Here is a 13,112-nt window from a genome sequence, read left to right as displayed (position 1 = left end):
CGAGAGTAGGTTTGGAATCATGACGAACGACATACACGAACCCCAGCGTTTTCACGCCGAGTACAAGGTCATCGGCGGAAAGCTCGTGGTCGCTGATGTGGAGACCGACGGGAAGACCATCACCGAGCTCAAGATCTCCGGTGACTTCTTCCTCGAACCCGAAGAGGCCTACTTCGATCTCGCCCCCGCGCTTGTGGGCGCCAGCGTCACCGCCGACAACGCGAACCTGCGGCAACGACTCGACGCGGCGCTCGCCGGCTACGGCTCCGAACTGGCGATGCACGGATTCTCCAACTCCGACATTGCGACAGTCGTCCGCCGTGCTCTGGGGTCGGCTGCGAACTTCACCGACTTCGACTGGCAGGTCATCCGCGGTCAGGTGCTGCCCACACAGGTCAATGTCGCCCTCGATCAGGTGTTGTTGGAGGAGGTTGCGGCGGGACGTCGCAAACCCACGCTGCGATTCTGGGAATGGGACGACACCGCCACCGTCATCGGAGCCTTCCAGTCCTATGTCAACGAACTCCGCCCAGAAGGCGTCGAGAAGTACGGCGTGCAGGTTGTGCGTCGCATCTCCGGCGGGGGAGCGATGTTCATGGAAGGCGGGAACTGCATCACCTATTCGATGTTCGTACCGCCCTCGCTGGTCGCCGGCCTCGACTACGAGGAATCCTATGTCTTCCTCGACCAATGGGTGCTAGCCGCACTGAAGAGCCTCGGCGTCGAAGCCTTCTACAAACCGATCAACGACATCTCCTCAACCGGCGGCAAGATCGGCGGTGCGGCACAGAAGAGACTGCGTGATGGCACTCTGCTCCACCACGCGACCATGAGCTATGACATCGACGCCGACAAGATGGTCGAAGTCCTGCGCATCGGCGAGGCGAAGATCTCCGATAAGGGAGTATCGAGCGCCAAGAAGCGCGTCGACCCCCTCCGCAGCCAGACCGGTGAGGCCCGCAAGGACATCATCGACGTCATGGCCAACACCTTTGCTGACCGTTATGGGGCAAACTTCGACACCTTCACTGCCGACGAACTGGACAAGGCGCAGGCTTTGGTTGATGAGAAGTTCGGCACCGAGAAGTGGACGCACCGGGTGCCGTGAGTATGTCCTCAGGTGATCAAAACCCCTGGTGGCAGGCCCAAGCACTGGCCCTGGCCGCGGAAGCACAACGCCGTGAGAGGCGGCAGGGAACCACACTCATCATCGTCTCGTCCGTGTTCGTGGCGGCCTCGCTGCTGTGTATGTTCATCGGCGCTCTCCGCCTGATCGGGCTGGTGTGCCTGGTCTTTTTCGGTGCCTGTCTCTTCGGCGGAATCCTGATGCGCAGGGACCCCAATTCCCGGACCACGTTCGTGCTCACACTGTGGGTGGGGCTGCTGATGGGGCTCGGGATGGGGCTCCTGTTCATCTTCACGCTCATATCAGCGGTGACCTACGGGGTGAGCGGCAACCAGATCGCGGTGCTCATCGTTGCCGCAACCGGCTTCCTGTTCTTCGGAGTCGGCGCCGTCGTGGCAATGGTGAAGGCTGGCCGAACGAGACGGAAAGCCCGAGACCAATGGCAGGCCAGACGACCTCAGGGGCGCACAACACGATGATGGATGCGGCCCTCAACCAGTCGACGATCGTCGCTCTCGGTGGTGGCGGGTTCTCGATGTCGGAATCCGGAACATCAGCGATCGATGACTACCTCCTGGAGCTGGCGACCACCGTTCGAGACAAGCGCAGCACAGAAGCTCACCACCGCCGAGGTGGTCGCGGAGCTTCGGTGCTTCCCCGGGTGTGCTTCGTCCCGACCGCCTCAGGAGACAACCCCGATTACATCCACCGCTTCGAAGCCGCGTTCGACGGACGGGCAGAAACGCACGTGCTCTCACTGTTCGGACAGAGCCCGTGGGGTTACCAGGACCCGAAGATGCTCCAGGACATGGACCTCATCTACGTCGGCGGCGGATCCACCGCCAACCTGCTGACGCTGTGGCGTGACCACGGAGTCGATGACATCATGGCGCTCGCCGCGTCAAGGGGCACTATCCTGGCCGGAATCAGTGCCGGTGCCAACTGCTGGTTCGAGGCCTCGTCGACAGATTCGTTCGGGCCCCTGGCTCCACTCAGCGACGGCCTCGGGCTCATCCCCGGAAGCGCCTGCCCGCACTATCACGGTGAACCCGGCCGGGCCGAGACCTTCCGAACATGGATCGAGGCCGGCCAGCTTCCAGGGCCCGGGCTTGCCATCGATGACCATGCTGCGGTCGTCTTCGAGAACTTCAGAGCCACCTCGGTGATTGCGGAGAAATCCGAGGCACACGCCTACATCGTCGACGAGCGAGGCGAAACACGGCTCGACAGAGACGTGACCTAACATTCGTCACGGACGGTCGAACCACCTCGGCGATCTGATCTGTAGGATTGGGAATCAATCAAGCCATACCCTGCACAAGGAGAGCCATGCGCCAGGTCGAACCATCCGTAGAACTGCTCGCAAAACCCAGCATCGACTGGGAATCGATGAGGACATACCTCGACGAGGTGGGCGGAACTACCTGGGCCGACCGGGTCGAAGAGGCCGATTCTCCCGACGCCGAGGATCTGCTCGAGTTCTCCGGACGCATGTGCTACCGCTCGTGGGAACCGGGACTGAACCCGAACGTGTCGCGCGTGCGCACCGACTCGGCCCAGTACCTGGGCAACGTCATCGCCTCCCAGCACGGATCGGTGCTCGAACACGCGAACTTCACCTTCGTCCTCCACAACGTCTCACGGGTGCTCACCCACGAACTCATCCGTCACCGTGCAGGATCGGCGTTCTCGCAGGAATCCCTGCGCTACGTGCGCCTGGCCGACATTCCGTTCTGGTTCCCCGAATGGGCACGTGAGGACTCGGAGCTCATGGAACGCTCGCTCAAGGTCCTCGACACCCTCGAAGAGCACCAGAAGTGGATGACCGAGCACTTCGAACTCGACGAAGCCAGCACCAAGTTCTCCCACAAGAAGCACATGACCTCCTTCATGCGCCGCTTCGCACCCGAGGGCCTGGCCACCGGCATCGTCTACACCGCGAACCTGCGCTCCCTGCGTCACGTCATCGAGATGCGCACCGCCAAGGGAGCAGAGGAAGAGATCCGTCTCGTGTTCAACAAAATCGGTGAGGCCATGCGCGAAGAGGCCCCAGCGATCTTCTCCGACTATGAAGTGGTCGATGGGGAATGGATCCCCGGGACCCGGAAGGCATGACATGGCTGACATCTACAGCGCCGAACTGAACCCCGGAAAACTCGACGTCATCTCCGCATGGCTGTCCAAGCAGTCATGGGCAGCCGAGGCCGATGTGGCCCCGGAGTCCTTGAAGAAGGTCACGTCCTACCGCTTCGACGATCCGGAAGGCAAGGTGGGCGCCGAGATCCACATCGTCGCCGCCGGTGACCGTGTCTTCCAGGTGCCGCTGACCTACCGTGGTGTTGAGCTGGCCGGTGCCGACAAGCACCTGATCTCGACCATGGAGCACTCCATCCTCGGCACGCGCTGGGTTTATGACGGAATGGGCGACCCACACTTCCGGCAGCGACTGGACCACGCGATCGCCACCGCCGGAACCTCGGCAAAGCAGTACCGCGTCGACGACGAGGGCAACCGAATCGACGAGATCACCGATGTGGCTCATGCCTGGGGCACGGGACCCTTGGCCGGTGCCGAAGACGTGCAGGTGCTGTATGAACTCAACCTCGACTCTCCCGCTGAGGGATCCGACGCGGGACTGCTCCTGGGCCGCTGGGCGGGTCAGGAAGCTCCGGTCGTGCTCGCCGTGATGGTGTGATGCACTGATGAGCCAGGACTGCCTGTTCTGCGGGATCGTCGCAGGTGACGTGCCGGGTGCGAAGGTTGCTGAGACCGAGACGACCTACGCATTCATGGACATCCAGCCGGGCTCCGACGGGCATCTGCTCGTCGTTCCCAAGCGTCACAGCACCGATCTGCGCGACATCCCGTCCGCCGACCTCGCCGAGGTGGCCATCGAGTCACAGCGCATCGCCAAGCACGTCTTCGACGCGTGGGGCGCGGACGGGGTCAACCTGCTCAACTGCTGTGGAGAGGATGCCTGGCAGACGGTCTTCCACTTCCACATGCACCTCATCCCGCGCTACCGGGACAAGACGAAGGACCGGCTGCGGCTGCCGTTCGAACCGGGTGTGCGTGGTGACGCTGAGCTGATCGAGGATCTGGCATCCTCGATGCGCTCAGCCCTGCAGGAGGGCTGACTCGGCCCGTTACCGGCTCAGGTCGATGATGGTCATCCCCGAGCCGGTGCTCGAGCCCAGCATCTCCATGGCCGCGGGAGCGTCCTCAAGACCGATGACGTTCGTGACCAGGTCCTGCGGGCGGAGTCTGCCGTCGCCGACGAGGTCCAGCATCTCCGGGTACTCGGCCGCGGCCATCCCATGGGAGCCGAGGACGCTGAGCTCGAGACCGATGACACGTCCTACGTCGATCACCGGCGGAGCAGACAGCAGTCCGATCTGGACATGACGGCCCAAGGGCGCCAGCGAGGCGATCCCGGCAGCGATCGTGTCCTCACGGCCCAGCGCATCCACGCTGACAGCCACACCATCGGGACACTCTTCCGAGAACTGTGCGACCACCTCGGCGGACAGCTGGGTCGGGCTCTTACCGGAAGCGTTGACCGTGTGCGCCGCTCCATGCTGTCGGGCTCGCTCGAGTGCGGCATCACTGACATCGACGGCGACAACCTGGGCGCCGATGGCCCGGGCGATCATGATCGCTGACAGGCCGACCCCGCCGCAGCCGAAGACCGCGACCGTCTCACCGGCGTTGAGGTTCGCTCGCACCCTCAGTCCGTGGAATGCGGTGGCGAATCGGCATCCGAGTCCCACCATCGCCGAGGCGGGCAGATCGTCGGGGACCGCGATGAGGTTGGCATCGGCGTTGTGGATGACCACCTGGTCCGCCCAGGAGCCGAAGTGGGTGAAGCCGGGTTGAGTCTGATTCGGGCAGACCTGAGCATTGCCGCTCAGGCACCACCGGCAGCGCCCGCAGCCGCACACGAAGGGCACGGTCACGCGCTGGCCAACACGGAAGTCCGTGACCTCGGGTCCCGCAGAGGCGATGTGACCGACCAGCTCATGGCCGGGCACATGGGGCAAGGAGATCGTGGAGTCGTGGCCCGACCACGCGTGATGATCGCTGCGGCAGACGCCGGTGGCCTCGACGTCGATGACGACACCGGCGGTGGGAGTGGAGGGGGACTCGATGTCTCTCAGCTGGGGGAGGACAGAGAACTCTTCATAGACGATTGCACGCACACGGCAATACTATGCAGGCAGGGGCGGGCGACTCACCGCGGTCCACACTGTGTGCACTTTGCTGGTGCCCGGCCTCAAATGGGGCGGGCACTCTATCTGTCGGCTCTGCCTTCAGTCGGACTCTCTGGCGTAGACCCCAACCGCGGCCAAGGAGTCGAGCAGTCGCTGTCGCAGAGCCTGGGCCCGTTCGGAGAAGGCTCTTTGGCGATCCATGTATTCGGCCTTGCCCTCGGCGGTTTCGATGGCGACGACACCGTAGCCCCAGCCGCGCAGGTCATAGGGCGAGGCCTCCATGTCGAGGGTGCGGATGTCCAGCGCCAGGTCGAAGCAGTCGACGACGAGGTCGGAGGGGGCGATGGGCCCGATCTTCATCGCCCATTTGTACAGGTCCATTCCCGCATGCAGACAGCCCGGCTGTTCGTTGGCCACCATGGACTCGCGGGTGGGCTGGAGAGTGTTCAGTGGCCTGGCTGGCCCGGTGAAGAAACGAAACGCGTCGTGATGTGAGCACTGGATCCGGTGACCTTCGACGACGGCATCGGTGGCCTCATGGCTCAGCCGCAGCGGCACCTGCTGATGACGACGCTGCTCTTCGCTGAGTTTGTAGACCATCGCCCATTCGTGAATGCCGAAGCATCCGAAGTTCGCCTCCCGACGCAGGGTCGACTGGAGCAGCGAGGCGATGAACTTCGCACCATCGCCACGGTCGCTGCGCCAAGACTCGACATCCACCTCGGCGATCGTGCCGGCAGGATTCGTGGTGTACCAGCGACGGTCGAAGTAGGTTCGGTCGGCCTCGGTGTCCAACTCGAGGCCCACTCCGGGGCCGGGATTCCATTTGGCCAGCTGACCCGCTTTGAACGGATAGTAGGTGAACAGGAAATCCTCGACCGGGTGCTTCTCGCCTCTGAGCCGGCGGGCGAGGTGCGCATCGGTCCTCTCCGCAATCTGCAATGCGTGCTCATCGCGCAGTGTTCGCCACGTGGGTGCGCTGATCGCAGCACCGAGCATGTCGGTGCCATCAGCGGTCAGGGAGGCGGCGAGAGTCACCTCTTCATTGTCCCAGACCGCTTGGTCCCGCGCATCGGGGGTGCCGTCAGCGGATCCTCGGGCCAGGCATGCTTCGGATAACGGCCGCGGTTCTCGGCTCTGACGTGGGAATACGCGTTGGCCCAGAAGGAGGCGAGGTCGCTGGTGACCGCCAGAGGTCGGCGGGCTGGGGAGAGGAGGTGGACCACCACCGGGACTCGACCCTCACACACGCTCGGCGCAGTCTGCCAACCGAAGCACTCCTGGAGCTTGACCGCGAGCACAGGCCCCTGTTCGGAATCGGATTCCGAGTCCACACGGTCGGGATCGGGATAGTCGAGGCGAACCCGGGAACCGCTGGGCACCTCAACACTGACCGGCACCAGCTCGTCGAGGCGCGACGCCTGCGGCCAGGGCAGGAGAGTCCGCAGCGCAGAGACAAGATCGACCCTGCTCGGATCGGCTCCTCGGGCGACCCGGTCCAGGGCCGCCGGGCACCACTGGGTCAGAGTCTGTGACAGCTGTGACCAGCGCACATCCGGCCACGGTGTGCCATAGACGGCGTGCAGCAGCCCCAGCCGCGAGCGCAGTTCCTCGAACGCCTCACTGGGTCGCAGAATCTCTCTGGCTCCGCGCTGACGCACCGAAGCTGCGATCGCCGAGCGGGCCAATTCCGGACTCGCCTTGATCGGTGTGGCAGTGAGTTCGATGCCGCCGAGGCGGGTCCGGCGCACCGCACGGACCTTGCCCTGCTCGAACGTCGCCGTCTCCTCGGTCGCCATCAGCCCGGCCCCCGCAAGTTCCGCGGTGTCCTCGTCGATGACCACAGCCGCCCTGATCACAGCGCGCCCGCCAGAGAGGCCGACATCGGAGATCGCCAACCACGGGCTTCCCTGCAGCGAGGAGTTCCGCGGCAATGTCGCCGCTGTGCCCGAGGCCAGCAGGTACTCAGAGGCCGAGGAGCTGCGCAGTCGTCCGATCTGCATCGGGTGGGCGAGGGCGACGACGAGGCCCAGGTCATCGGGACTCAGTGACCCTGCCCGGGCCGAACCCTGATCCGCTGTTCCCTGATCCGCTGCATCCTGCGGGTTCGAGAACTCCGCGGCCAAACCGGCGAAGCGCTTCACATCTTGAGCGAACCGACGGTCCTTGCCGCGCCGCAGCTCGCGCAGGGTGGCCACAAGATCGGCACCAGGGGCACGCTGCTCGGATTCGATCACAGCGATCGCCTCGGCCGCAGCCGCCGGGGACAGCATCGCGGCTCCGTCGAAGAGACCTCGCGCTGACCACACCGAGGCCGGAATCCGGGCGATGGCCCGTCCCAGCTCGGTGACCGTGACCGAGGCCTCCTCGGCGCCTGCATCGCGCTCAGCCCCCGCACCCTGATCCGGACCTGCACCCTGAACTGGTTCTGCGGCCTCGAGCGCCCCAAGCGCCACGAGATTGTCCACGGCCAGGCGGTAGGGGCCCTCCGGCATCGGATCCGGCAGCAGGTCCGTGTCACCACCCCACACCGCAAGGGTCAGCACCGCCGAGGTGAGGTCGGAGGTCGCAATCTCAGCCGGCGTGTGCTCGGGCAGGCTCGCCCAGTCAGATTCGGACAGGCACCGATAGACCGTGCCAGGCCCCAAGCGCGAGGCACGGCCGGCACGCTGCGTGCCCGAGGCCTTGGACTCGCGGGTGGTGACCAGACCAGACATTCCACGCCGCGTATCCAACCGGGGACCCCTAGCCAGCCCCGAATCGACGACGATGCTCACCCCGGGAACCGTGAGAGCCGACTCCGCGACCGAGGTCGAGACGATTACGCGACGTCGGCCAACCTCGGCGGCCTGCGGTTTCAATATCGCATCCTGCTCCTTGGCAGGGGTGCGCCCGAGCAGGGTGTGAACCTCGGTCGCCGGTGTGGCTGGAAGGGACCGCGCGATGCGCGAGGCGATCTCCTCGACCTCCCGGGCACCGGGAGCGAAGACGAGCACGTCCCCACTCGTGTGCGTTGAGAGAGCATCGACGGTTGTGCGGGCCACATGATCGAGGAAGTCCCAGGTCACTCCGCGTGCGTCCAGAGGCCGCTGCTTCGCGGGTGCCCACCTGACCTCGAGGGGATGGACCTGGGCGGATACCGACAGCAACGTGGCCGGAGACTCGGCCCCACCGGCATTGTCACCTGCTCCCAAACGTCGTGCCCATAGCGTGGCGTCCAGGGTCGCCGACATGACGATGAGGCCAAGGTCCTCACGCAGATCGACGAGCTCCCGGCACAACGCGAAGGTCAGGTCGGTGTCGAGGTGACGTTCGTGCACCTCATCGAGGATGACCGCCGAGACACCTGCCAGCTCGGGATCGCGCAGCAGCCGAGCCAGCAACACTCCAGTGGTCACGAACTCGATCCGCGTGCGCGCAGAGGTCCGCGACTCTCCGCGAACCGTGAACCCGATGTCCTCGCCGAGGCGGGTCCCCGTCAGCGTCGCCAGCCGCCTGGCGCCGGCCCGGGCAGCCATGCGCCGTGGCTGGGTGACGATGATTCGCCCCGGCATGTCCCCTGGATCATGAAGGTGTTCGGCAATGAGCGGCGGTACCAGTGTGGTCTTGCCGGTTCCGGGCGGGGCCTCGACGACCAGGCGGGGGAATCTGCCGACAGCCGCGCTCGCCAGCTGGTCGATGAGTGCCGCAGCGGGCAGGCCCTCGGCGATGGCGTGGAGGTCGAAGTGTGGGGAATCGGGCATGTCCCAAGTGTCTCAGTCCCAGCGCAGAATGCCCGTGTGTCGGCGGCCCGGCCGACTGACTAGACTGGGGGGCATGCGTATTGCCAGATTTGTGCACCAGGATGAACCCAAATACGGAGTCGTCGAAGGCGACGTGCCGCAGATTGAGGACGGCACGTGGGACACGTCCGGTCTCAGTCTCGCCGTTCTCGACCAGGACCCCTTCTTCGCCCCGGCCCAGTCAACGGGGGAGCGGCTGAAGTTCGACGATGTTCGTCTGCTCAGCCCGATCCTGCCGCGCTCGAAGGTCATCGGCGTGGGACGCAACTTCGCCGACCATGCCGCAGAGCTCGGCAACGAGGTGCCCGTCAGTCCGCTGACCTTCTTCAAACCCAACACCGCGGTCATCGGTCCCGGCGATCCGATTCGTCTGCCCTCCATCAGCGAATACGTGTCCTACGAAGCCGAACTGGCCGTCATCATCGGTCGCGTGGCCAAGGGTGTGAAGGCAGAGAACGCCTTCGACTACGTCCTCGGCTACACCGGCGGCAATGATGTGACCATGCGCGACATCCAGAAGTCTGACAAGCAGTGGTCACGAGCCAAGGGCTTCGACACTTCCTGCCCGCTGGGCCCGTGGATCGAAACCGAACTCGACGTCGACGACCTCTCCATCCGTTCCTGGGTCGACGGGGAGCTCAAGCAGGACGGCAACACCGCCGACTTCATCTTCGACATCCCGACCCTCATCGAACACCTGTCCGAGACCATCACCCTGCTGCCCGGTGACGTCATTCTCACCGGCACCCCAGCCGGCGTGGGCCAGATCGTGTCAGGTAACCGCGTCGACATCGCCATCGAGGGACTCGGCGTGCTCACCAATATGGTCATGGACGCCTGAGACCAGCACCACACAGCACCACCACAGACTCGCAGCATCACCACACGACATAAGGACTACCGTGAGCGTCAAAGTTCGTTTCTGCCCATCACCCACCGGCACCCCGCACGTCGGCATGGTCCGCACCGCCCTGTTCAACTGGGCCTATGCGAAGCACACCGGCGGAAAGTTCGTGTTCCGCATCGAGGACACCGACGCCGCACGTGACTCCGAGGAGAGCTTCGGCCAGGTCGTCGAGGCCATGAAGTGGCTCGGCCTCGACTGGGACGAAGGCATCGATGTCGGCGGACCTGACGGACCCTACCGTCAGTCCCAGCGCGGCGAGATCTACCAGGGCGTCATCGAGAAGCTCAAGGCCGCCGGTCACATCTACGAGTCCTACTCCACGAACGAAGAGGTCGAAGCTCGCCACAAGGCTGCGGGACGTGACCCCAAGCTCGGCTACGACGGCTACGACCGCGACCTCACGTCCGAACAGATCGCCGGCTTCAAGGCCGAGGGCCGCGAACCCGTGTGGCGTGTGCGCATGCCCGCCGAGGACGTCACCTTCACCGACCTCGTGCGCGGTGAGATCACCTTCCGCGCCGGCACCATTCCCGACTACGTCGTCGTCCGCGCGAACGGGCAACCGCTGTACACCCTGGTCAACCCCGTCGACGACGCGCTCATGGGCATCACCCATGTGCTGCGCGGCGAGGACCTGCTGTCCTCGACACCGCGCCAGGTCGTGCTCTACGAAGCACTCAAGGACATCGGCATCGCCGAGGCGACTCCCGAGTTCGGTCACCTGCCCTACGTCATGGGTGACGGCAACAAGAAGCTGTCCAAGCGCGATCCGCAGTCGAACCTGTTCCTCCACCGCGACAACGGCTTCATCCCCGAAGGCATGATCAATTACCTCGGCCTGCTCGGCTGGTCGATCGGCCCCGACCGTGACGTGTTCAGCGTCAAGGAGTTCGTCGAGGCCTTCGACATCCACGACGTCCTGCCCAACCCGGCCCGCTTCGACGTGAAGAAGGCCACGGCCATCAACGCCGACCACATCCGCCTCCTCGAGGCCGATGACTTCCGCGACCGTCTGGTGCCCTATCTCCAGGCCGCCGAGGTGCTTCCCGAGAAGCCATCGGATGCTCAGCTGGAGATCCTCAACCAGGCCGCACCCCTAGTGCAGACGAGGATGAACCTCCTCGCCGAGGCACCGGACCTGCTCGCGTTCCTGTTCACTCCCGATTCCGAGCTGACCATGGCCGAGGACGGACTGAAGACGCTCAAGGACTCGGCGCCCGAGGTGCTCGCTGCCTCCATCGAGGTCCTCGAAGCCACCGGTGACTGGACCACGGACACCCTGCACAGTGTGCTCCAGGCCAAGCTCGTCGACGAGATGGAGATCAAACCGCGACTGGCCTTCGGTCCGCTGCGCGTGGCCGTGTCCGGACGCAAGGTCTCACCACCGCTGTTCGAGTCCATGGAGATCCTCGGAAAGGATTCCTCTCTCACGCGACTGCGTGCCCTGGCGGCCTCACTGTGACAAGTGGGAACCAGTCGAAGGGAACGGGCCAGGCGGAGGGTCTGCAGCAGTCGAGCTGGACACGTGGGGGACTGCACCTGAAGGACGTGACCTTCGAGGCTCCCTTCGACCACTTCGGTGGGGGAGCGGCGAAGTCCGCAGCAGCCTCGTTGGCGGCACCGGTCTCGGACAAGCCGCAGGGGCCCTCAAGCATCGAGATCTTCGCGCGGATCGTCGCCACTGAGGCGGACAGCCAGAAGCCCTACCTGGTCTTCCTCCAGGGTGGTCCGGGCAACGAGGCACCTCGACCGACGACGCCAGTCGGCGGGTCCACGTGGCTGGCCCGTGCGCTCGAAGAGTTCCAGGTCGTCATGTTCGACCAGCGCGGCACCGGGAAGTCGAGTCCCATCGGCTCCGTCGCGGGTCGGATCACCGGCCTCGACGCAGTCGGAGACGATCCCGCGGACATCGCCGAGGCGCTCAGTCACTATCGAGCCGACTCGATCGTCGAGGACGCTGAGATCCTGCGTGAGGCACTCGGTGTGGACACCTGGTCGCTGCTGGGTCAGTCGTTCGGCGGCTTCACCGCTCTGCGCTATGTCTCCGCACACTCGAAATCGCTCGATGAGGTCTACTTCACCGGCGGTCTGCCGGCGGTCGACACCGATCCGGTCACCGTGTACGCGAGAACCTGGGAGGGGATGAAGCGCAAGTCGGAGCAGTACTACCGTGCCTTCCCCGGCGACCGGGAGAAGCTGTCGCACCTCATCGACTTAGCTGATTCCGATGACGGCATTGCTCTGCCCGGCGGAGCCCGCGCGACCAAGGAGCGCATCCGTCTGCTCGGACACTTCCTCGGGGCCTCCGATGGACCGGAGAAGCTGCATTATCTGCTCGACCAGGATCTAACCTCGGCGGCATTCCGTCATGATCTGGCGGCGGCACTGCCGTTCTCCGGACGCAATCCGCTCTACGCGATCATCCACGAGTCCTGCTGGGCCGACGGCGGCGTCACCGAGTGGGCGGCTCGGCGGGCGATGCCTGACGATGTCCAGGCTGACCCGACGCTGTTGGCCGGCGAGCATGCCGGACCGGAGTCCCTGACCGAGGATCCCGAGCTCGCTCCCTTCGCCGAGGTGGCCGAGCTCGTGGCGAAGCGCGAGTGGCCCAGGCTCTACGACGTAGACGCTCTGCGAGCTGCTGAGGTGCGCGGCGGCGCGGCGGTGTACTTCGAGGATGCGTATGTCCCAGCCGAGCTCTCGCTGGCCACGGCCGAGCTCCTCGGCGGGGTCAAGCCTTGGGTGACCAACGAATACGAGCACAACGGACTGCGTGCCGACGGCTACCGGGTTCTTGATCGCCTCATCTCACTCGCTCGCGGGTGAGTGGCGCGCGAGCGCAGGCGACAGGGCGGCCTGAAGTGTGGCCCGCAGGTAGATGTTAAGAAGGTCACACTGAAAAAGGGGCCCGATGATTTGGAGTCGGGCGGGGGGTTTGTGTAGAGTTATATCTCGTTGCTCAGGGAAATTCCTTCGGGAGTGAGCCTGAATAACATTGGGGTATGGTGTAATTGGCAGCACGAGTGTTTCTGGTACATTTAGTCTAGGTTCAAGTCCTGGTACCCCAGCGAACAGTATCGGGAGTA

At 64.7% G+C, this 13,112-nt stretch carries 12 protein-coding genes and 1 tRNA gene; 10 read left to right on the top strand and 3 right to left on the bottom strand.

Annotated elements, in window-relative coordinates; genetic code table 11:
• Window positions 1-19 precede the first annotated feature (19 nt).
• From PGC08_RS13425 to PGC08_RS13400, 6 genes are all read left to right on the top strand, one after another.
• Window positions 20-1,108 (top strand): lipoate--protein ligase family protein, encoded by a 1,089-nt coding sequence (locus PGC08_RS13425; RefSeq protein ID WP_271708600.1) that lies wholly within the window; start codon window positions 20-22, stop codon window positions 1,106-1,108.
• A 2-nt stretch (window positions 1,109-1,110) separates the two neighbouring features.
• Window positions 1,111-1,605, top strand: a complete 495-nt coding sequence (locus PGC08_RS13420) for a hypothetical protein (protein ID WP_035278533.1) — start codon at window positions 1,111-1,113, stop codon at window positions 1,603-1,605.
• Complete coding sequence (locus tag PGC08_RS13415) at window positions 1,566-2,369, top strand: peptidase E (protein ID WP_009882614.1); 804 nt, start codon at window positions 1,566-1,568, stop codon at window positions 2,367-2,369. The genes PGC08_RS13420 and PGC08_RS13415 overlap by 40 nt, the downstream gene beginning before the upstream one ends.
• 86 nt (window positions 2,370-2,455) lie before the next feature.
• Window positions 2,456-3,241, top strand: coding sequence for an FAD-dependent thymidylate synthase (gene thyX / locus PGC08_RS13410; protein WP_009882613.1), 786 nt, complete (start codon window positions 2,456-2,458; stop codon window positions 3,239-3,241).
• A 1-nt stretch (window position 3,242) separates the two neighbouring features.
• Complete coding sequence (locus PGC08_RS13405) at window positions 3,243-3,821, top strand: maltokinase N-terminal cap-like domain-containing protein (protein ID WP_009882612.1); 579 nt, start codon at window positions 3,243-3,245, stop codon at window positions 3,819-3,821.
• Window positions 3,822-3,828: 7 nt separating this feature from the next.
• Entirely contained in the window at window positions 3,829-4,263 is a 435-nt protein-coding gene (locus tag PGC08_RS13400; protein WP_009882611.1) for an HIT family protein, read from the top strand.
• A 9-nt stretch (window positions 4,264-4,272) separates the two neighbouring features.
• Here the strand turns inward: PGC08_RS13400 and PGC08_RS13395 are convergent, their stop codons facing one another.
• The 3 genes from PGC08_RS13395 to PGC08_RS13385 all read right to left on the bottom strand — a co-directional run bounded on the left by PGC08_RS13395 (window position 4,273) and on the right by PGC08_RS13385 (window position 9,080).
• Entirely contained in the window at window positions 4,273-5,325 is a 1,053-nt protein-coding gene (locus PGC08_RS13395; protein ID WP_009882610.1) for a zinc-binding dehydrogenase, read from the bottom strand.
• Between the two features lie 111 nt (window positions 5,326-5,436).
• Window positions 5,437-6,375, bottom strand: coding sequence for a 3-methyladenine DNA glycosylase (locus PGC08_RS13390; RefSeq protein ID WP_271708599.1), 939 nt, complete (start codon window positions 6,373-6,375; stop codon window positions 5,437-5,439).
• On the bottom strand, window positions 6,372-9,080 hold the full coding sequence (locus PGC08_RS13385; RefSeq protein WP_009882607.1) for an ATP-dependent RNA helicase: 2,709 nt from the start codon (window positions 9,078-9,080) through the stop codon (window positions 6,372-6,374). Before PGC08_RS13385 ends, PGC08_RS13390 begins: the two co-directional genes overlap by 4 nt.
• A gap of 73 nt (window positions 9,081-9,153) precedes the next feature.
• Between PGC08_RS13385 and PGC08_RS13380 the strand changes: the two genes are divergently transcribed.
• From PGC08_RS13380 to PGC08_RS13365, 4 genes are all read left to right on the top strand, one after another.
• Entirely contained in the window at window positions 9,154-9,960 is an 807-nt protein-coding gene (locus PGC08_RS13380; RefSeq protein ID WP_009882606.1) for a fumarylacetoacetate hydrolase family protein, read from the top strand.
• 61 nt (window positions 9,961-10,021) lie between these two features.
• Window positions 10,022-11,488 carry a glutamate--tRNA ligase gene (gltX, locus tag PGC08_RS13375; RefSeq protein ID WP_101584128.1) on the top strand — a complete coding sequence of 489 codons (1,467 nt, stop codon included), beginning with the start codon at window positions 10,022-10,024 and terminating at the stop codon, window positions 11,486-11,488.
• The gene (locus PGC08_RS13370) at window positions 11,485-12,852 is read left to right on the top strand and encodes an alpha/beta fold hydrolase (RefSeq protein ID WP_271708598.1); all 1,368 of its coding nucleotides are present in this window, start codon (window positions 11,485-11,487) and stop codon (window positions 12,850-12,852) included. The genes gltX and PGC08_RS13370 overlap by 4 nt, the downstream gene beginning before the upstream one ends.
• A 170-nt stretch (window positions 12,853-13,022) precedes the next feature.
• Window positions 13,023-13,094, top strand: a tRNA-Gln gene (locus tag PGC08_RS13365).
• Window positions 13,095-13,112: the final 18 nt, after the last annotated feature.

This window comes from Brevibacterium sp. BDJS002 (assembly GCF_028201555.1).
Taxonomy (GTDB): domain Bacteria; phylum Actinomycetota; class Actinomycetes; order Actinomycetales; family Brevibacteriaceae; genus Brevibacterium; species Brevibacterium aurantiacum.
This window is presented reverse-complemented; position numbering and strand designations above follow the sequence as displayed.